Genomic DNA, 20,330 nt, shown 5'->3' with positions numbered 1-20,330 from the left:
CTCCTTTTATCTAATAGTGACTGCTTTATATCCGGTGCGGGTGGCGTTAGGCCCCAAACCGTGGGACCGGGGCCTGACGCCGTGCGGGCAATTCTAATCGAATCGGCTTCCTAAAGACAATCTCAAACTGTGATCGCCGGTGAATTAAAAGAAGCAGGACCTAAGGGACGCCAATGACCCAAGGGACGGCAAGATACGGTCGCCCGACCCCCGACCCCCGCCCCCCGACCTCGTCTTCCCGTTCCACATTAAAATGCCAAAGGTTGTCTTAACCATTAAAGATTCACGGTCTGGTGCCGATAAGCCACAAATGACTCCACGTGCCGTCGGCGCTGGGAAAACCGTCCTCGCAGGGTGCCTATGCTACGCCTGAACCTAACCACGAAGATGAGCCTCGTCGTCTCCCTGCTGCTGGCGGGGGTGCTTTGCGTGATGACGTTCGGGGTCTCCAGCTATCTGGACCGGCAGTATCGGATCACCATCTCGAAACAGCAGTTCAGCGTCGCCTCGCTGATGGCGTCCACCATCGACAGCAAGATCGAATCGATGCAGGCCCAACTCTTCGCGCTTGGCGGGGTGCTGACCCCGGAGGTGGTGAGCGATGTCGGCAAGGCGCAACAGTTTCTGGCCAGCCAGCCCGACGAACTGATCACCTTCGACAACGGCATGCTCCTGCTGTCTGCTCAGGGAAAGCTGATTGCGATCACCCCGGACGAGCCCCGCCTGATCGGATCGGACTTTTCGCACCGTAGCTATTTCCGGCAGGTCATGGCCACCGGCCGGCCGTGTCTTTCCGACCCGATCCTTTCGTCGCAAAGCCATCGGCGTCCGATCGTGGCGGTGGCGGTGCCGGTCATCAAGCAGGGGCGGGTGATTGCCGTCCTGGTCGGCTCGATCGACCTGCTCAAGGATAATTTTTTCGGCAAAATCACCCGGGTGCCGTTCGGCGAGGCCGGATACATCTACCTGCTGGACCGGAGCGGGGTGGTTGTGGCCCACTCCGATGCCGCGAAGATCATGCGCCGGGGGAAAGCGGGGCGCAACGCGCTCCGGGACCGCGCCCTGGCCGGTTTCGAAGGGACCGGGGAGACGGTGAACTCGCGGGGGGTAAAGCTTTTGAGCTCCTTCAAGAAGCTCAAATGCGGCTGGACCCTGGCGGTTAACTATCCCCGGGCCCAGGCCTACGCCCAGTTGGACCGCGCCAAGTGGTACCTCGTGGAGGCCTTTCTTGCCGCGCTTTGCCTCTCTCTTTCGGTTACCTGGCTGTTCATGCGGCACCTCACCGAGCCCTTGGCGCGCTTCATCGGCCACCTGGAGCGGATGATCGGCAAGGAGCCGGAGCCGATCGTCGTTGAGACCGGCGACGAGATCGGTACCCTGGCCAACTCCTTCAACCGGATGGTCGAAGAGGTGCATCTGCAGCGGGAAGCAGCGCAGTCCCAGAAGGAATTCATCGAAAGCCTGATGGAGAACTCGTCGGTACCGACCTTCGTCCTGGACCCGCAGCACCGGGTCGTCATCTGGAACCGTGCCTGCGAGGAGCTGACCGGTGTTTCGGCGTCGCTGCTTTTGGGAACCGACAACCAGTGGAGCGTCTTTTACCAGGAAAGACGCCCCACCCTGGCCGATCACGTCATCGACGGGCGCAGTGCTGAGGAGATTGCCCCTCTTTACGAAGGGGAGGTCGACGGGACCTCGACCGGGGTCCATGCCGAAGGTTGGTATCGGAGCAAGACCGGCCGGGATATCTTTCTCTGTTTCGACGCCGCCCCGATCCAAAACGCCCAGGGGGAACTGGTAGCGGTGGTGGAAACGCTGCGTGACCTGACCGAACGGAAGCTGGGCGAGGAAGAACTGCGGCGCGCCACGGTGGCCGCCGAGGCCGCCAATCACGCCAAGACTGATTTTCTCGCGAACATGAGCCATGAGATCCGAACCCCGATGAACTACTCCATAGGAATGCTCTACCTGCTCCAGCAAACCACTCTCACCGACACGCAGCGGGAATACCTGAACAAGGCGCAAAACGCGTCCAACCAACTCCTCAAGATGATCACCGACATCCTCGACTTCTCCAAGATGGAGACCGGGCGGCTGGAAGTGCGTTCGGTCCCGTTCCTTTTGAGCGCCCTGCTCCACGAGGTCTCCTCGACGGCGACCTCCGAGATCAAGGAAAAACCGGTCCGCTTCGAGATGTCGGTCGCCCCCGGCATTCCGGACCACCTGGTGGGGGATGGCACCCGCCTGGGCCAGGTCCTGAACAACCTGGTCAAGAACGCGGTCAAGTTCACCGAAAGCGGGGAGGTGACCGTCGAGGTCACCCCGGTAGCCACGACCCCGAGCGAGATCGTGCTCAGCTTTGCCGTCTCCGACACCGGAATCGGGATCGCACCGGAGCAGCAAGCCACCCTGTTCACCGCCTTTTCCCAGGGCGAAAGCCACACCACGCGCCGCTACGGCGGCACCGGGCTGGGCCTTGCCCTGAGCAAGCAGCTCGTCGAGCTGATGGGGGGGAGCATCCGGGTCGACAGCGAACCGGGGAAGGGGAGTTGCTTCAGCTTCGAGCTCCCCCTCAGGGTAGGCCAGCATGGACAGTTCGCTCTCGACGCGGCGTCCTCCGGAGAGTTCGGCTCCGGAAAGCTGCGCGGCTCCCGGATCCTCGTGGTGGACGACCATTTTTTCGACCAGGAATTCGCCCGGGACGTCCTGGAACAGCGCGGTGTCTTAGTCGACGTCGCCCGCGACGGCGCGGAGGCGGTCGCCAAGGTAACCGCCTCCGGAATCCACTACGACGCGGTCCTGATGGACGTCCAGATGCCGGTCATGGACGGGCTGGAGGCTACCCGGCGCATCCGGCGCGACCCGACCTGCCGCACCCTGCCGATCATCGCGATGACCGCGAGCGCCCTGAACCGGGAACGGGAGATGGCGATCCAGTCGGGGATGAACGACCAGGTGAACAAGCCGATCGACCTGAACGACCTCTACGGGACCATCGAGCACTGGCTTGGGGAACGTGAGGCGGCTCCCGAGGTGGAGGCTGCCGAGCCGCCGTTTTTCGGTCTCCCCGACCAGCTCCCCGGCATCGATATCAAGCGCGCCTTGAAGACCCTGGAGTGCGAGCCTTTGCTCCTCAAGCTCCTGTTGAGCTTCGGCGAGGAGAACGCCGACACCCTGGACCACCTGCGCGAGGCCCTGGCCGCCGGAGAGCGGCAGCTGGCGCGGCGTATCGTGCATACCGTGAAGGGGGTCTCCGCGAACCTGGGGGCGATGGAGCTGAGCGCCGCGGCGCTGGCCGTGGAGAAGGCTCTTCCCGAACCGGAGGTGCCGATCGAGCTGCTGACCGATTTCGAGAAGAAGATGCGCCAGGTGCTGGAATCGGTGGCGCAGCTCAAGCGCCAGGTGGACGAGGAGGCCCCGTTGGGGGAAAGCGCATCGGAAGGGCTGGTCGGCGACCGGGAAAAGATCGCCCCGCTCTTTCACCGGCTGCACAGCTTTCTCGAAGCGGACAACCTCAAGGCGCTCGAGGTGTGGGAGGAGATCCGACCGCAGTTGGCCGGCCCGATCGCCGATCGACTGGGAGTCGCCTTATCCGGGCTCGATTTCCGCAGCGCCGCCGCACTTTTGGTGGAACTAGCCGAGAACATAGAAATTTCCCTGTAAAGGACTGGAAATACCATGAACGGAGCCTTGCCCATGACTGACATCTCTGTCCTGAACCGAGACCGCCACAAGATCCTCATTGTCGACGATACGCTGGCGAACATCGAGATCCTGCACAAGATCCTGCAGGGGGACTACGACCTCTACTTCGCCAAAAACGGTCCGGACGGGCTGCGCGTGGTCATGAGGGAGCATCCCGACCTGATCCTTTTGGACGTCATGATGCCGGATATGGACGGTTACCAGGTCTGCTCCCTGCTGAAATCGGATCCGAAGACGGCGGATATCCCGGTCATCTTCATCACCGCACTGGGGAGCGAGGAGGACGAGGCGAAGGGGCTTGGCTGCGGCGCCATCGACTACATCACCAAACCGATCAGCCCACCGATCGTAAAGGCCCGGGTCAAGAACCACCTGGAGATGAAGAAGAACCGGGACATCCTGGAGGCGCTGACTCTCGAGCTTTCCAGCAAGAACAAGGCGCTCACCAGGATGGCCCGCGAAGACGCCCTTACCGGTCTTCCGAACCGGCGTCATTTCAACGAAACCATTTACGCCGAGATCAACCGGGCCCGCACCTCGCAGTACCTGTCGCTCATCCTTTGCGACGTCGACTTCTTCAAGAGCTACAACGACCACTACGGGCACATCGTTGGGGACAAATGCCTCCAGGTCATCGGCGGCATCATGCTTGCCACGTTCAAGCGGGCCGGGGACCTTCCGGCCCGGTACGGGGGGGAGGAGTTCGCGGTCATTCTCCCGGACACCACCCCGGATCAGGCGGGGCAGCTCGCCGAGCGGTTGCGCCAGACCCTGATCGACCACGCCATCCCGCACGCCTATTCCGGTGTTTCCGGATGTGTCACGTTGAGCGCCGGTGTGGTCGGCGCCCCGGTGACGCGGGAGCGGACCGCGGAGTGGTTCATCAGCGAAGCCGACCGCGCCTTGTACACCTCCAAGGAAAAAGGGCGCAACCAGGTCACCGTGGTTACCTACGACTAAAGCCGGTTCGGAGCGCAGGGCCGAGCGGTCGTCCGGCCCGGGCTTGACTTTTTACCCGACAACGCGAAAAATCTAGTCTTCGGATCAGCCGGCCGGGATCTTTCCGGCCCGAATTCCTGCTTACGCTCGTCTGATGCACCTCCCATCGTCCTGGTGTTTACCCCTTTGGCAGCCAACGATGCACCCGGCTTCCGCCTGATTTTATGACAAAGGAGTCACCGTGACCCTTAGCCATCCAATACTCGTGATCGCCTACCAGGATGACGTCCGCGCATCCCTTGAAGCCAGCTTGCGCCAGCAGGACGTCGAGGCGGTCGTCTGCTCCAGCTTCTACGAGGCCGAGACCCAAGCCATGTGCCAACCCTTCTGCGGCGTACTGGTCGATCTGACCGCCATGGTCAAGGCAAAGGGTGAGGAGAAGGTGGTCGCCTGCTCGCTGACCGGTTTTTATCCCACCCTGCGGGTACGGACCATGGGGTCGGTGCTGGTGCCGATGATCATGCCGGGGGGAGCCCGCCAGGAGCGGAGCCTGGTGGACTTTCTGACCAAGGCGTGCGGCGAGTTCCGGCCCCGGGCCCTCCGGGCCTTCCGTCGCCACGAAATGTGCGTTCCCGCGTTCCTGCGTCGGGACGGGGAAGAGATCCGCAGTTTCACGGTGGACCTCTCCTGGGGAGGCGCTTTTTTCGTGGTGGTCGAAGCGGAACGGTTTGCGGTGGGTGAGGAGGTTGAGGTTTTTTTCCCCGACCTAAACCAGGGAGTCCGGGTGTCGGTGCGCTGGGTGCGCGGGTGGGGAGAGCGGCGGGCACCGGGAATCGGCTGCCAGTTCCTCGAACCGGGGGCCGATTTCGAGGAGGGCCTGAACGCCGTGCTGAAGGTGGCCAAGGATCAGGACAGGGACCGGGTGGTGGCCTGATCCCGGTCGGCTAGGGTGAAGTAGAAACTCGCACCTACGCCGGGTATCCCCTCGGCCCAGATGTCCCCCTGGTGACGCTCGATGATCCGTTTCACCGTGGCGAGGCCGATTCCGGTACCTTCGTAATCGCCACCATGCAGCCGCTCGAAAGGTCCGAACAGCTTGTGCCGGTAGGCCATGTCGAAGCCGGTCCCGTTGTCCTTCACGAAGAAAACCTCTTTCCCCTCTACCATCTCCCGCCCAAACCTGATCCGCGCCTTTTCCTTCCGGGACGTATATTTCCAGGCATTGCCGAATAGATTGTCGATGACCAGGGTGAGGAGCGTCTTGTCTCCCAAGGCGATCATGCCGGGGTCGATCTCGAACTCCGCGATTCTCTCGTTGTCGGACTGGCGCAGCATCAGGCTGGAGAGGATGGCCAGGTTGCTCAGGTTCACCGGCTCCAGCGCGACCTGGGAGCGGCTCACCCTGGAGAGTTCCAAGAGGTCGTCGATGAGCCTCCCCATGTGGCGCGTGGCCCGGCAGATCTGGTCCAGGTACTTTTTCTCGTCCGGTACCAGTCTCCCGGCCGCTTCTTCCTTGAGAATGGTGGTGTAGCTGTTGATGTGGCGCAGCGGCGAGCGTAAATCGTGGGAGACCGAATAGCTGAAGGCTTCCTGCTCCCGGATCGCCCGTTCCAATTGCTCGGTCCGCTCCCGCACCCGGTGGTCCAGTTCCTCGTTGAGCCGGCGCACCTGGTCGGTCACCTCATCGAGTTCGCTCACGTCGCGGGAGATGCCGAAGAGCCCGGTCACTTCCCCGTCGTCCCGCAGCACCCCCTTGGTGGTGAGGTAACTGCGCCTTTCCCCGCCCGGAAGGGTTAAATGGTTCTGGAAGGTCACGGTGCTTCCGCGCCGGACCGCTATCTGGTCCCCCTGGCTGAAAAACTCAGCCGCCTCGGGGGAGAGTTCCCTATCCCCTTTGCCGAGTATCCCTGCCTCCTCCACGCCCATCAGGTTCGCCGCCGCTTCATTGACGAGCAGATAGCTCCCCTCCAGGTCCTTGACATAGATCGGATCCGGAGTCCCCGCCACCACCGCATCGAGACGCTGCTGGGCCTTCGATGCCTGGTTTTCCGCCAATTTCCGCTCCGCCACGGTGAGCTGTAGTTGGTCGTAGAGGGTACGTAGGCGTTGGTGTTCCCGGTCGTACTCGGTGAGCACTACCATTAGCATCGTGGTGCAGACCAGGCCGCTGATGACGATGCCCGAGGCGATGTCGGTGCGCTGGGCCAGATCGTTTACGAACGGGACCAACAGGTTCGGAAAGTACGCCTCCGAGGCCACCAGGCAGAGACAGTTGAGGATACTGGCCCCGACCATGGCCCACCGTTCCATCCCACGGTAGAAGATTACGGAATAGAAAAACGCTGCGAAGAAATAGTAACTGACGCCTCCCTTACTCCCCCCGTTGAAGAACCAGGTCGCGTTCAAGGCGAGCAAGAGGGCGATGAAGAAGATCTTGGTATAGTAGCGGCCCCGCAAGGAGGCCAAATAGAGGAAGACGTTGAATGCGCCGTAGATTGCGACAACGTAATTCACGTACGGCGATATCTGTTGCAGATAGTTGATCGGGAGAACGAGGAAGAACGAGGCGACCCATGCGATGAGGCAGACCAGCCGGTAGAGACGCAACTCCATCGGCATCGAACTTTCGTCGAGCGGGATACGATTGATGGAAGGAAGGATTCCCATCGATGCTTGCAACCTTTTCTGCGGCACCCGTTACTAATAGTGGTTACGGCGATCACAATGAGGTTAAGCCGGGTGACACGGGGAGATTTTTTCAGTGTTGCTTTTAGCAAAGATTTATAAAAAACTCCACATCAAAATCCCCTGGTGACAATCAGCAGGGTTTCCGGTCACCCATGAGGTCATGCCTGATCCAATACCAGCGGCAGGCAATGAGTGAAAAAACGATACCGGTAGAGTGGCTTGGAAGGTGAGAGCGGAAGGGGGCGCGGAAGGAAGGGGAAAAACCGAAGCGGATCAGAGATTGCAGTTGGGGCAACTGCGGGCGATGAGGCGCCAAAGGCCGGAGGCACCCATGAGAAAGACGGCGAGTCCGGCGAGGCGGAACATTCCCTGGCGCAGCCGCGAGGAGAGTGCGCCGGAGGCGGTGCCGAAAAGGAATAGTATCGGGAGGGTGCCGGCGCCCAGCGCTGCCATGACGGCCCCGCCGTAAAGCGGAGAGCCGCTGACGGTGGCGACGATGAGCGGGGCATAGACCAGACCGCAGGGGAGAAAGCCCATAACGAGCCCCAGGGGAAACGCGGTGGCCGGGGAGGCTGATTTCAGCAGCCGCCCGAGCGGCTTGGCGAGGACGCGGACCCCGTGTCCTTCCAAAGAGGAGAGGTTGAGGACGCTCCAGCCAAACAGGGAAGAGAGCCCGACCGTCATCACCAGGACGTTGGCGCCTCCGAAAATCCAGGTCGAGGCAGACCTGATCCGCGCCAGGTCCAGTGCCGATCCGACGTAAGCGCAGAGGATGCCGAGGCCGGTGTAGGTGGTGATTCTGCCGAGGTTGTAGCTCAACTGGGCAAAGGCGCGGGCCTTGAAGGACCGCGACGGGTCGGACAGCGACAAGGCGGCAACGATGCCGCCGCACATCCCGATGCAATGGAACCCGCCGGCAAGCCCGGCGCTGAAAGCGAGCATTATTTCGACCATTTCATAAACCTCAGAGACCCCAGCCTCACCCTGCCTGGCAAGCTTGCGCTTTCGCCCGCAACCCTTGGCCCAACTCGTTCCCAAGCTCCAGCTTGGGAATGTCGATATTTTAGGAAGCACCAGCTTCGCAAAGGCCTCCGGTGCAAAGCCGGAACTTTGAAGCGTAGTGCGTTCCCAAGGTGGACCTTAGGAACAAGGGCACATCAATGCTGATACTTACGTCCCCGACCCCCGGCCCCCGTTTTCATCGTTTTCATCGTCGTCGTCCAGCATCCGGTGTTTGGGGCGTTCGATGTCGTCGAATTCCCCCCGTTTCACCCCCCAGAGAAACCAGATCCAGCAGGCGGCTCCCAAAACAAGGGACAGGACCATCAGGAAGATCAAAGAGCCGTCCATCCTATCTCCTTCCCAGCCTCAGGGAATTACCCACCACGCAGAGCGAACTCAAGGTCATGGCCGCGGCGGCGTAGATCGGGGTCAGCCGGCCGGTCATCGCCAGCGGAATGCCGACCAGGTTGTAAACAAGGGCCCAGGCCAGGTTCTGGCGCACCACGGTCATGGTGCGCCGCGCCAATCGGTGGGCCCGGGCCAGGCGTTCCAGGTCCGGCTTAACCAGGATCAACTCGGAGCTCTCCACCGCGATGTCGGTCCCCCCGGCCACGGCACAGCCGACGTCGGCGGCGGAAAGGGCAGGGGCGTCGTTGATCCCGTCCCCCACCGCAAGGACCACGGCGCCTTCTTGGCGCAACCGTTCCACTTCCGCCCGTTTGTCGGCCGGCGACAGCGCGCCACGGGCAGTCTCGATGCCGAGGTGCGCTGCGGTCTCGCGCACCGTTACCGTGCGGTCGCCGCTGAGGAGGGCGGTGGCGATACCTTGTCCGGCAAGATAGGAAACCAGGGCGGGGGCATCCTGTCGTACCTGGTCCTTCAGGATGATGGTGCCGGCATACACGTTCGCCACGGCCACGAGGACGGCGGTTCCCTGAATAGGGAGCTCCTCCTCATCGGGGAGCCCTGCGACGGAAAGCTGGGACAGATACCGGTAGCTTCCGGCCGCCACCGCCTGTCCCCCGACGACCCCGGTCACCCCGGAGCCGGGTAGGGCGGTAGTCGGTTCGGCGACGGCAAAGGGAAGTCCGCTGCGGAGCGCATGGGCGCAAATGGCTTTCCCGACCGGATGGAGCGATCCCCCCTCCACTGCGGCGGCCAGGGCGAGAAGCTCGTCCTCGGTTAAGATTTGCACCGGCAGGACTTGGGCCACCTCGGGAGTTCCGCGGGTGAGGGTGCCGGTCTTGTCGAAAATGGCAACCGTGACGCGGCTCAGCCGCTCCAGGACGTCGGCCCCCCGGAAGATGACCCCGAAACGGGCCGCGGCGCCGGTTCCGGCCAGAACCGCGGTCGGGGTGGCGAGCCCCAGCGCGCAGGGACAGGCGATCACCACCACGGCCAAGGCGGTCATGAGGGCTGATTCGAAGCGTGCTCCGGTGACGAGGTAGCCTGCGAAGGTCAGCAGGGCGATCAAGAGCACCGCCGGGACGAACCGCGCCGCCACGCGGTCGGCAAGTCCCTGTACCGGAGCCCGGCGGCTCTGGGCATCCTCCACCAGGCGAGCCACCCGCGCCACGAAGCTGTCCGCGGCGCCCTTTTCGCAGCGGACCCGGAGCGTGCCGGTGAGGTTGGTGGATCCGGCGATGATCGTGGCGCCGGGATGTTTTTCCACCGGTGCCGGTTCTCCGGTGGCCAGGGATTCGTCCGCATCGCTGCTTCCGGCAACGACCGTCCCGTCGGTGGGAAAGCGCTCTCCCGGGGCGACCAGGACCAGATCTCCCGGGACCAGCAGGGCCAGGTCCACGGTTTCCAGCTGTTCGCCTGCCAACCGTCGGGCCTCCCCGGTGGCGAGCCCCAAAAGTGCTTCCACCCCACTGGCTGCCTCGCGCTTGGCGGCATTCTCCAGAAGCCGTCCGGCGAGAATGAGGGTCACGATCATGGCTGCCGTCTCGAAATAGACCTCGCCACCGGCAAAGGTGGCGTAGATGCTGTAGGCATAGGAAGAGATGGCTCCCACGGCGATGAGAAGTTCCATGTTCGGGGCGCCGTTGACCACGCCGCGCCAGGCTCCGCGCAAAAAGGGCCACCCGGAATAGAAGATCACCGGGGTGGTGACCGCAAATGAGAAAAGCTGCAGGTACAGCTTCATGTTGGACCCGATCCCCTGGAAGTAGCCGGCATAGAGGGCAAAGGAATAGGCCATGAGCTGCATGGTCAGGAAAAAAGCGGTGCCGAAGCGAATCAAAAGGTCGCGTTTCTCGGCGTCGGCGCCCCGCTTGGCTTCGGTTGCCGTGTAGGGGCGCGGCCGGTAGCCGATTTCCGCGATGCGGGAGAAGATAGCGGCGGGGGTGATGCGGGCCGGGTCGAAAAGGACGCGGGCTCTTCCGGTGGCGTAGTTCACCCGTGCCTGGAGCACCCCGGGGAGCCGCTCGATGATTTTCTCGTTCAGCCAGACGCAGGAGGCGCAGCGTATGCCGTCGATGATGATGTCCATGGCATTACCCTCCGGGGTGGCATGGACGAAGCGGGCAAGAAAGGGGTCTTCGAAACGGTCGGAGAATGAAACGGGGGGCGCCGGGTCCTCCCACTTCCTGCTGCGGTAGAAGGAATCGAGGCCGGCTCCGGTGATGAGGAGGTAGGCGCCTCGGCAGCCGTGACAGCAGAAGCGAAGCGTCGCGTCGGCACGCTGCTCCACCACGTCGATCCCGGCCGGGATCTCGGCAGCACAATGAAAGCAGGTGCCGGCTTCGATCGTCATTCGAAAAGCACCACCTGCGCGTCCAGGGTGGCACCACCCTTGGTGAAATGGAGGTTTCCGTGCTCTCCAGCGGCCGGCCAGGCGGCGGCAACCGAATAGATGCCCGGTGCCGTTTCGGGGAGTTGCACCGATGATGTGCCGGCAGCCGAGCGCGGCTGAAAGACCATGCCGCCGCCGGTGACCGGTTTGCCGTCCCTGGCGCGTACCTCGACCCGCAATACCCCTTGGGCGAGGGTGGGGGTGAGCGACCACTGGCGGGCGGTCTGGTCGCGGTGGCGCAGCGACTCTGAGTAATGCAAGCCATGGTCGTAGTAGTCGGTGTCGACGACCCGGCTGACCTTGCGGCCGGCGAGGAAGATGCTGGCCGCCGTGCCCAGGAGGAATATGCCGATCAGTGCCGCCAAGCCCAGCTGCCAGCGCCGGGAGGAATTGTGTTTTTCCTTATTCATCGTGCCCTCGATTCCTACGAATCATCTCCCAAACCAAGGCCCGTCCATTGATCTCCCTTTGAAAGGGGGGCGGGGGGGATTTGGTCCAGGTGTTCTCCGAGTCAGACTCTCGTGAGGTCAAACCTTTAGAGGCAAATCCTCCTGTGTTAATGGAGGATCTCAACCCACGGCCTTAAGCGGTGATGGATTACCGTCTAGCGGGCCAGCACCGGCAGGGCCGCGCTGCCGACCGGTTTGCCGTCTCGCAACAGCTGGAGCTTCAGTTCCAAAGGTCCTGAAGGGGCAGGAGCGAGTTTGATCGCGAAATCCACCCGGCGGTTGCCGTTGGCCTCCACCGAAACGTCGCGCACCGGTCCGACCAGAAGCGGGGTCACCCCGTTTTGAGGCGCCACGGCCAGCGTGAAGCTGGCACCCTTGGTACCGCGGTTTTCCAGGTACGCCGTGTAGAAATTAACCACCGAGCCGTCCGGCAGCGTTTTTACCTCGCCACCGGCCGAACGCTGCACCTTTACCGTCGCTTCTTTGCGCGTGGCGACTCCGGCAACCAGGATTCCGGAGAGGAGGACGACGAGCGCGCCGCTGGCGATCACCCGGGCGTTGAACGGCGTACCCTGGCCGCCGGCCCCGAAGCTGTACCGGATCAGCCCCTCCTTGCCCATCTTCCCCATTACGTCGCGGCAGGCGTCCACGCAGCGGCCGCAGTTGATGCACTCGATCTGGAGGCCGTCCTTGATGTCGATGCCCATCGGGCAGATCCGGGCACAGGCGCCGCAGGCAATGCAGTCGGCGGTCCGCTCCCGGTCGAATTCGAGGGTGAGGGTGTTGCGGTCCATCGTCATGTGCTGGATCCGCCCGTAGGGGCAGATCGACTTGCAAAAGGCACCCCTGACCCAGGTGAGGTCGAGGTAGACGAGGATGAGCGTCGCCGTGAGGAAGATCCCCGCCACCGGTCCGATGCTTCCGGCGGTAAGCCGGTGCCAGAACGCGGCCGGGGGGATGAAGTACCAGACCAGGTTCGCGGCAACGGTAAAGGAGAGGACGAGGTACCCGAGGTGACGAAGCAGCTTGCCGGAAAGCCCCCTTCCCACCGCGCTGCGGACCTTCCGGTCCAGCCACTCCGCGAGATCGGTGATCGTCGTCTGGGGGCAGAACCAGCCGCACCAGACCCGGCCGAACAGCATGGTGACGAAGAGAAAGCCGAAGCTGCCGACCAGCGCTACCAGGAGGAAGAGGTAGAACTCCTCGATCCTGATTTGAGCCCCCAGGAAAAGGAGGGTCCGGGACGGCGCGTCGAGGCGCAGCAGGGAATTCCCTCCGATCTGCACGAAAGGGATGGCCAATAAAAACAGGGTTGCCAGCCACTGGACCAGTTTTCGTTGCGGGGCGATGCGGGAATGGGTAGCGGGCATCAACTTAGGTCCTGTTGAGAAGGAGGGGGACTGGCACCAGCAGGTACCAGTCCCTTGGTCGCGCTGCAGCATGAGAGGGGACCGGCACCTGCGGAGCCAGTCCCCTTTGATGGTTCCCGGGCACCTGCGGCGCCCGTCTGCGTTTCGCTGCATTATCGCCGCGGGGGTGCCGCCGCGACAAGAAAAATCTCGCCTACTTGAGAGACATCAGGTACTGCACCAGCCCCTCGACCCGCTCCTGGGAGAGGTCGTTCTTGAACGACGGCATCCCGCCTGGACGCCCCTCCACGATGCTCTGCGCGATCGCGTCGGCGCTCTTGCCGAACTTGTATTGGGCCTTGGTGAGATCCGGGCCGATCCCCCCCTTGGCGGTCTCGCCGTGGCAGGAGGCGCAGCGCGCGGCAAACTGTGCCTTGCCGATCTCGATCAGCCCCGCCTGGTTGGCGGGTTTTGCGGTCGGGGCCGGCACCCCCGCCTTGTTGGCCGCCGCGACCCGACCCTGCTGGGCGAGCTTTTTCTGGGCGTACTCGGTCTCCGAGCTCCAGCCGCTGAAGAGGTAGTACCCCATGAAGATCACCCCCCATACCACCAGGCCTCCCAAAAGGAGCCGGAAGATGGCCGGGGTGTGCTTTTCGGCGCGGTATTTGATGCCGTCGAAGTCGTTATGTTCCTCAGACATAGGTGGAACCTCCTGTAGTTTTCCTCGAAGGACGACCGGTCGATCCCGAGCCGTTCAATCCTCATGCATCATCCGGTACTTCGGGTCCTCGCCGCGCTCGCGGTTTTTCCGGCTGTAGGTCCGGACCACGATGGCAACGAAGATCCCGAAAAGGAGAAAGGTGACGCCGAGATAGTAAACGCTGGCCAGATCCATGATCAGTGCCTCTGGCGCAGCTTCAGGAAGGTAACCACCTTCCAGGTGCGCTCTTTGCCGAGGGTGTCGCCGAAGGCCGGCATGCCGGTGGCCTGGCGGCCGGCGTAGACCGTCGTGAAGATATCGGCATCCGGCTTGTCGATGTCGACCAGGCTCGGTCCGACGCCACCTTTGAGGTCGGCCCCGTGGCACTGGGCGCAGTTGGCGTCGTAGATCTTCTTCCCTTCGGGTAGGACGGTCACGTTATCGAGGAACGGGTTCTTCAGCTCGCCGACCAGCTGGGTCTTGGCCGCTTCGCGCCACGGGATGTCGGTGCCGAGCTTTTGGAGGTAGGCTACCATCGCGTCCAGTTCGGTTTTCCCCTGGCAGGCGGCGAGGTCGGCCTGGGTGTAGGGGAAGCCCAACGTTTTCATCTTCTTCTCGGTGAGGCTCGTGTCGAGCGGATGGGTGAGGAAGGCGTACTTGGGCATGTTGGAGCGCGGCACCATGGACTGGGGATCCTTCATGTGCTTTTCATGCCAGGCGTCCGGATATTTGCCGCCGATACGGGCGAGGTCCGGACCGGTGCGGCGCGAGCCCCAAAGGAAGGGCTGGTCGTAGACGAACTCGCCGGTTTTGGAGTACTCGCCGTAGCGCTCGGTGTCGGCGAGCAGCGGGCGCACCGTCTGGGTATGGCAGTTGTTGCACCCTTCCCGGATGTAGATGTCACGCCCTTCCAGCTGCAAGGGGGTGTACGGCTTGACCGTGGCTATCTTCAGCTTCGGGTCGTTGATCGATTTGAACGGCACGACCATGGTAACGATCGTCCCCACCAGGAAGACGCAGGTCGCCGCAATCAGGAATACCACCATCTTTCTCTCGGTCATCGGTCGCTCCCTCCTAGGCTTTCTGCTCGGCGGGCTGGGCTTTGCCGGCGGAGATGGTTTTCACGATGTTGTAGAGGAACACGAGGAGGCTGGCCAGGTAGATGATCCCGGCGATTGATCTCCAGGTCCAGTACGGATAGAGCTCGATCAGGGTCTCCATGAAGCTGTAGTGGAGGCTCCCGTCGGGGTTGGAGGCGTGCAGCATGGACGCCTGCTGGACCCCAGCGACCCACATCGTGATGGAGAAGATGATCTGGCCGGTGACGGCAAGCCAGAAGTGCAGGTTCGCCAGGCCGACGCTATAGATCTCCCTGCCGTAGAGCTTCGGGATCGTGTAGTAGATCCCGGCGAAGATGACCAGGGAGACCCACCCCAGGGTACCCATGTGCACGTGGCCGGGGACCCAGTCCGTGTAGTGGATGAAGGCGGAGAAGGTCCGCACCGCCTGCGAGGGCCCTTGTAAGGTCTGCAAACCGTAGAAGGTGATGGCGAAGATGAGGAACTTGACCAGGTAGTTGTCCCGCATCTGGTTCCACTGCCCCTCCATGGAGAAGTACCCGTTGAAAACCGAGGCCCAGGAGGGGGCGATCAGCATGACCGAGAACCCCATGGCGAGGGTTTGGACCCAGTCGGGAACCGGCGTCCAGAGCAGGTGGTGAGCGCCGGTCCAGAGGTACATGAAGATGAGGCTCCAAAAGGCGATGACTCCCATGCGGTGGCTGTAGATGGGGACGCCGGTCGATTTAGGGAGGTAGTAGTAGAAGAGTGCCAGCGGGGGAGTGGTCAACACCATCGCCACCGCGTTGTGCCCGTACCACCACTGCACGTTGGCGTCGTTGGCCCCGGCGTAGGCCGAGTAGGACTTGAAGAGCGACACCGGAATGGAGACGTTGTTCACGAGGTAGAGAACGGCCACGCCGACCAGGGTCGCCAGGATGTACCACAAGGAGATGTACATCTGCTCTTCCTTGCGCTTGGCGATGGTCATGATGATGTTCACGGAGAAGATGACCCACAAGACGACAACCAGCAGCGCCACCGGCCATTCCAGCTCGGCGTATTCCTTGGAGCGGTTCATCCCGGCGAGAAGGGTGACGGCAGCCAGGGCGATGATCACGTTGAAGAGCCAGAGCTGGACACGGGCCAGGCCGGGGCTCCAGAGCCTCGTCTTGGTGAGGCGCTGGGTGATATAGAAGAAAAAGGCCATGAAACTGCCAATGCCCCAGCCAAAAATGCCGGCATTGGTATGAACCGGACGAAGCCTGCCGTAGGTAAGAAACGGCGGCAGATTGAGCTGAGGGTAGACGAGCTGGAGTGAGATCAGCACTCCAATCAGCACTGTCACCAGCCCCCAGACCATGCTCCAGAGAATGAATCCCTTGACCACGTCGTCGGCATAGCCCTGCTGTTGATCCATGGTGTCCTCCTGTGGTGATTATGTACAAAGGGGTGCGGCATTGGGGTATTCAAAGTAGGCAACTGGTCCATTATAAACACCTTGTGGGAAATTTCATTGTTTACGTCAAAGAAAAATTCTGTAACTGAGATGGCGAGGTGCTATCGAGGGTCGTTATGACTGCCATGAATCTCAGATAGTGACGAAAAAACAGCCTCTTTGCTGGTGAGAACAAAGAGGCTGCCTTTTTGACCTTTAAGGGCGGGAAATGGTTCAGTAATCGATACCGGGTTGAGGTTCGATGTCCTTGCGGTAGGGGTGCTTGACTTCGTGGACTTCGCTGACGGTGTCGGCCAGCTCGATGACCGCATCCGCTGCGTCGCGGCCGGTGAGGACCAGATGCATGAGAGGCGGTTTCGTCTCGATCAGTCCCAGTACCTGCTCCAGGTCCACCAGTTTCAGTTTCACCGCGTTGTTTATTTCGTCCAGGATCACCAGGTCGAACTGGTGCGAGGCGATCTTTTCCCGAGCCAGTCCCACGGCGTATTGGGCGTTCTCGCGGTGCTCCTTCCAGGGGTAGGGATTGCCGCCGATGCCGCAAAAACCTTTGCCGGTGGTGTGAAATTCCACCCCGGGAAGACTCTTCACCCCGTCCCATTCCCCCGCGTACAGATCACCCTTCATGAACTGGATCATGCAGACCGACATGCGGTGCCCGACGGCGCGCACCACCATCCCGAGGGCCGAGGTCGTTTTTCCTTTGCCATTGCCGGTGATTACCACCACCAGCCCCTTGCGGTGTTTCGGTTCCAGTTTCTGCACCACCACCGGAGCGCTTGCCTTTTCCATGATGCTCATCCTCTCTTTCCCCTGCCGACGGGCTCGTTCTAGACGGGCAGGGACAGCTCATTATAGCACGGAGCGTCATAACCGAGCTCCCCTGGGGGGCGCCCTTCCCGGCGCGAATTTCAGGGGGTGTCACCGCCTTCGGCGGTTCGCGCCCGGAAGGGCGCTCCCACAGCGTAGGCAGCTACCTTGCTTATTTAGAGAAACTCGATGATGTCAGGAATGACTCCTTGTACTGCTGATGGCCGAGGCAGCTACCTTGCTTAATTCAAAGAAACTCGATCGCGTCAGGAATGGCTCCTTGTGTCACTGATGCCGGAGAATTTTTACTGTGGGAGCGCCTTTCCAGGCGCGATCCGCGGCAGGCGGTGACCCGGTTGCGATTAATCGCGCCCGGAAGGGGGCTCCCACGGGGGTGAGGCAAGCACCTCCAGCATGAAAAAAGGCCCAACACATGGAGCGTTGGGCCCAGATATAGAAAAATGTGCTGCCGAGAGGTGCCCGGCACCATGATTTCAGGTGTCCGGCGTCCGTCGGCCGGTGAGGGTTATTCCATCGGGATGCCGTCACCGAGGTGACCGTGCCGCTCGCGGAACTGCTCCATTTTTTTCTCCCGTTCCTTCATCAGGACTTTCAGCTTGGCGGCCTGGTCCGGAGTCAGGACTGCCTTGATCTCCTTGGCCATCGCCGCACGCGACACGGCCAGGTCGGCCTGGACTGCTGCCACTTTGGCGGACTGGGCGCGGATGGCGGCTTCGTCGGCGCTGCCGCTCATGATCAACTCTTTCATCTGGCGCTTCTCGTTATGCATGGCCTGCAAAAGCGGCTTGTTTTTCTCACGGTAGCTTTTGAAGATCCCCTTGATCTGGGTCTTCTGCTGTTCGGTCAGGCCGAGCTGCTTGGCCAGCTTCCGGAAGAACTGCCGTCCTCTCTCAAAGCGTTTTCCGTCCTGCCCGCATTTGTGGGTTACCCCCGGGTGTTGCTCGGTGCCATGCCCGCCATCGGCCAAAGCGAGGCTTCCTCCCACAAGTGACGCCGAAACGATGCCGGCGGTTGCTACCATGGTTCTGATACTTCTTGTCATGGTGTTTCTCCTTTTTTTGTATCTGCTTCGATACGCTTGCAATGATGTCAAGGTAGCAATCAATTGCGGACAAAATGTGAAGGCATTAAGGAATGGAGGGCTGAAGGAACGTCGTGTGACGTTGGTATATCTCTCGGCGGGACGCTCATAAATCTACAGACTTTTCTTTATACCTCAAATGAGGTAAGGCATAGCGGAAATAGGGTGAGAATGCAGGAGTCGTCACTGCCATGTTGGCCCGCGCGCCGCAGATTCAGGCGCTTTTGCCGTGACAGGAACTTTGGCACGGACCCTGCTAATAGAGTGGACAGTGTATTACCATATTCCTTTTAGGAGATGTCAAAATGAAAAAAGTTCTGTCTTCCATCGTTGCTGCTCTCGTCGCTGTTTCCTTCGCTGGCGTTGTCTTCGCCGCTGACGCTGCTCCGGCCGCTCCGGCTGATGCTCCGAAAGCCGAAGAAAAAGCTCCGGCTAAGAAAGTGAAAAAAGCTAAGAAAGCAAAGAAAGCCAAGAAAGCTGCTAAGAAAGCTGAGAAAAAAGACGAGAAGAAAGAAGAAGCACCGGCTGCTCCGGCTGCGAAGTAATTTCTTCTTCCAGATCGATAAAAAGGCCGTACCTTCGGGTACGGCCTTTTTATTTGTCTACCCCTCTCCCTCAGGGAGTGGGTGGCCGGAGGCCGGGTGAGGGGGATTCTCGTGGCACTGTTCCCTCACCCCGACCCTCTCCCGGAGGGAGAGGGAGCATCGGTAGCTAATGTGCCGGCGGGGGAGGGGCGTGGCGCTGCGGTTTTTTCAAGAGGAGCAGCAGCGGGATGATGACCAAAAACGCCACCCCGACGATGAAGAAGATCCGGTTGTAGGAGAGGATCGCGGCCTGGCGCTGCACCATCCCGGTGACCATGCCGTAGGCCTTCTGCTCGGCGGCCGTCGCATCGAACCCGCGGGACATGATGGCTCCCTTGATTATCGAGAGCCGGTTCTGGAACGCAGGGTTGTAGGGATTCACGTGCCCGACCAGGTTGGTTTGGTAGAACTGCATGAATCGCGCGAGCAGGGTCGCGGAGATCGCTATCCCGACGCTCCCCCCGATGTTGCGCAGCAGGCTGTAGATGCCGGTCGCGTTCCCCATTTCCACCTTAGGGATGGTCGAAAGGGTGACCGTGGTGAGCGGGACGAAGGTCATGGCCAGGCCGACGCCGAGCACGATGCGGGGCCAGACGAAGTCGAAATAGGCCGACTCCAGGGTGAACTGGCGCATGACGAACATCGACACCGCACCGATGATCAGCCCCCCCAGCACTACCTTCCTGCCGTCGTAGCGCTGGATGATGGCGCCGACAAAGGGCATGCAGATGAGGGTGGCGACGCCCCCGGGCGCGAGCACCATGCCGGCCATGGTCGCGTTATACCCCATCAGGGTCTGCAAAAAGAGCGGGATCAACATGATCGAGCTGTAAAGGCAGAAACCGACCGCAAACATGATCAGGTTCCCCGCGGTGAAGGAAACGTTCTTGAACAGGCGCAGGTTCACGATCGGGTGCTCGTGGGTCAGTTCCACCCAGACCAGCGAGGTCAGCGTGATCGCCGCCATGACCGAGAAGCCGATGATCAAGGGGGAGTTGAACCAATCCTCCTGCTGTCCCTTGTCCAGGACGATCTGCAGCGAACCGAGTCCCACCACCAGGAGCACCAATCCCCAGTAGTCGATCGCCATCTTTTCCCCGGTCCGCTTCAGGTAGCTTGGATCGAAGAGGAAGAAGCTCGCCATGGTGACCGCGATGATCCCGATCGGTATGTTGATGTAAAAAATCCAGCGCCAGGTCATGTTGTCGGTGATCCATCCCCCCAGTGCGGGGCCGACGATCGGGCCGAACATGGCGCCGATGCCGAAGATCGCCATGGCCATCCCTTGCTGGTAAGGGGGGAAGGTCTCCATCATGATCGCCTGGCTCATCGGGATCAGCGCGCCTCCGGCTGCTCCCTGGAGGATGCGGAAGAAGATCAGCAGCCCCAGGGAAGGGGCGGCGCCGCAGAGAAAGGACGACAGGGTGAAAAGGACGATGCAGGTGATCAGGAACCGTTTGCGGCCGAACATGCGGGCGAGCCACCCCGTCATCGGCAGGACGACGGCGTTTGAGACCAGGTAGGAGGTCAGGACCCAGGTGATCTCGTCGGTGCCCGCGTTGAGGCTTCCCTGCATATGGGGGAGGGCGACGTTGGCCACGGAGGTGTCGATGATCTCCATGATCGCCGGCAGCATGACCGTGACCGTGATCAGCCACTTGTTGACGTTTCTTTCTTCCGATTCCATGTAC

At 61.6% G+C, this 20,330-nt stretch carries 17 protein-coding genes; 4 read left to right on the top strand and 13 right to left on the bottom strand.

What is annotated here, in order from left to right; genetic code table 11:
• Positions 1–360: 360 nt before the first annotated feature.
• The 3 genes from JFN93_RS05325 (at position 361) to JFN93_RS25900 (ending at position 5,578) form a co-directional block, all read left to right on the top strand.
• Complete coding sequence (locus JFN93_RS05325; protein WP_199382968.1) at positions 361–3,663, top strand: ATP-binding protein; 3,303 nt, start codon at positions 361–363, stop codon at positions 3,661–3,663.
• A gap of 33 nt (positions 3,664–3,696) precedes the next feature.
• Positions 3,697–4,665 carry a diguanylate cyclase domain-containing protein gene (locus JFN93_RS05320; RefSeq protein ID WP_199382967.1) on the top strand — a complete coding sequence of 323 codons (969 nt, stop codon included), beginning with the start codon at positions 3,697–3,699 and terminating at the stop codon, positions 4,663–4,665.
• 220 nt (positions 4,666–4,885) lie between these two features.
• Positions 4,886–5,578, top strand: a complete 693-nt coding sequence (locus tag JFN93_RS25900; protein ID WP_199382966.1) for a PilZ domain-containing protein — start codon at positions 4,886–4,888, stop codon at positions 5,576–5,578.
• Here the strand turns inward: JFN93_RS25900 and JFN93_RS05310 are convergent.
• The 12 genes from JFN93_RS05310 to JFN93_RS05255 all read right to left on the bottom strand — a co-directional run bounded on the left by JFN93_RS05310 (position 5,551) and on the right by JFN93_RS05255 (position 18,016).
• Positions 5,551–7,263, bottom strand: a complete 1,713-nt coding sequence (locus JFN93_RS05310) for an ATP-binding protein (protein WP_199382965.1) — start codon at positions 7,261–7,263, stop codon at positions 5,551–5,553. The two genes, JFN93_RS25900 and JFN93_RS05310, sit on opposite strands and share 28 nt — an antisense overlap.
• Before the next feature lie 342 nt (positions 7,264–7,605).
• Positions 7,606–8,286 carry a sulfite exporter TauE/SafE family protein gene (locus tag JFN93_RS05305; RefSeq protein ID WP_199382964.1) on the bottom strand — a complete coding sequence of 227 codons (681 nt, stop codon included), beginning with the start codon at positions 8,284–8,286 and terminating at the stop codon, positions 7,606–7,608.
• Positions 8,287–8,502: 216 nt separating this feature from the next.
• Entirely contained in the window at positions 8,503–8,682 is a 180-nt protein-coding gene (ccoS, locus tag JFN93_RS05300) for a cbb3-type cytochrome oxidase assembly protein CcoS (protein ID WP_199382963.1), read from the bottom strand.
• Between the two features lies 1 nt (position 8,683).
• The gene (locus JFN93_RS05295; RefSeq protein WP_199382962.1) at positions 8,684–11,092 is read right to left on the bottom strand and encodes a heavy metal translocating P-type ATPase; all 2,409 of its coding nucleotides are present in this window, start codon (positions 11,090–11,092) and stop codon (positions 8,684–8,686) included.
• Positions 11,089–11,541, bottom strand: coding sequence for a FixH family protein (locus JFN93_RS05290; RefSeq protein ID WP_199382961.1), 453 nt, complete (start codon positions 11,539–11,541; stop codon positions 11,089–11,091). The genes JFN93_RS05295 and JFN93_RS05290 overlap by 4 nt, the downstream gene beginning before the upstream one ends.
• Positions 11,542–11,735: 194 nt before the next feature.
• Positions 11,736–12,950: a 4Fe-4S dicluster domain-containing protein gene (locus tag JFN93_RS05285; protein ID WP_199382960.1), complete on the bottom strand. Its 1,215-nt coding sequence runs from the start codon at positions 12,948–12,950 to the stop codon at positions 11,736–11,738.
• 193 nt (positions 12,951–13,143) lie between these two features.
• Positions 13,144–13,629, bottom strand: coding sequence for a c-type cytochrome (locus tag JFN93_RS05280; RefSeq protein ID WP_199382959.1), 486 nt, complete (start codon positions 13,627–13,629; stop codon positions 13,144–13,146).
• Positions 13,630–13,683: 54 nt separating this feature from the next.
• The gene (locus tag JFN93_RS05275) at positions 13,684–13,824 is read right to left on the bottom strand and encodes a cbb3-type cytochrome c oxidase subunit 3 (RefSeq protein ID WP_199382958.1); all 141 of its coding nucleotides are present in this window, start codon (positions 13,822–13,824) and stop codon (positions 13,684–13,686) included.
• A gap of 2 nt (positions 13,825–13,826) precedes the next feature.
• The gene (gene ccoO / locus JFN93_RS05270; RefSeq protein ID WP_199382957.1) at positions 13,827–14,690 is read right to left on the bottom strand and encodes a cytochrome-c oxidase, cbb3-type subunit II; all 864 of its coding nucleotides are present in this window, start codon (positions 14,688–14,690) and stop codon (positions 13,827–13,829) included.
• A gap of 13 nt (positions 14,691–14,703) precedes the next feature.
• Complete coding sequence (locus JFN93_RS05265; protein ID WP_199382956.1) at positions 14,704–16,107, bottom strand: cbb3-type cytochrome c oxidase subunit I; 1,404 nt, start codon at positions 16,105–16,107, stop codon at positions 14,704–14,706.
• 252 nt (positions 16,108–16,359) lie between these two features.
• Complete coding sequence (locus JFN93_RS05260) at positions 16,360–16,935, bottom strand: cob(I)yrinic acid a,c-diamide adenosyltransferase (protein ID WP_215907700.1); 576 nt, start codon at positions 16,933–16,935, stop codon at positions 16,360–16,362.
• Positions 16,936–17,479: 544 nt separating this feature from the next.
• Positions 17,480–18,016: a Spy/CpxP family protein refolding chaperone gene (locus JFN93_RS05255; protein ID WP_199382955.1), complete on the bottom strand. Its 537-nt coding sequence runs from the start codon at positions 18,014–18,016 to the stop codon at positions 17,480–17,482.
• Positions 18,017–18,360: 344 nt separating this feature from the next.
• On the opposite strand from JFN93_RS05255, the gene JFN93_RS05250 reads away from it, so the two are divergent.
• Complete coding sequence (locus tag JFN93_RS05250) at positions 18,361–18,600, top strand: hypothetical protein (RefSeq protein ID WP_199382954.1); 240 nt, start codon at positions 18,361–18,363, stop codon at positions 18,598–18,600.
• Positions 18,601–18,766: 166 nt separating this feature from the next.
• Here JFN93_RS05250 and JFN93_RS05245 read toward each other — a convergent pair whose 3' ends face one another.
• Complete coding sequence (locus JFN93_RS05245) at positions 18,767–20,326, bottom strand: DHA2 family efflux MFS transporter permease subunit (protein ID WP_199382953.1); 1,560 nt, start codon at positions 20,324–20,326, stop codon at positions 18,767–18,769.
• Positions 20,327–20,330: the final 4 nt, after the last annotated feature.

The sequence above is a fragment of the Geomesophilobacter sediminis genome, from assembly GCF_016458275.1.
GTDB lineage: Bacteria > Desulfobacterota > Desulfuromonadia > Geobacterales > Geobacteraceae > Geomesophilobacter > Geomesophilobacter sediminis.
Note: the sequence above shows the minus strand (reverse complement) of the source record. Positions and strands in the feature narration are given on the sequence as shown.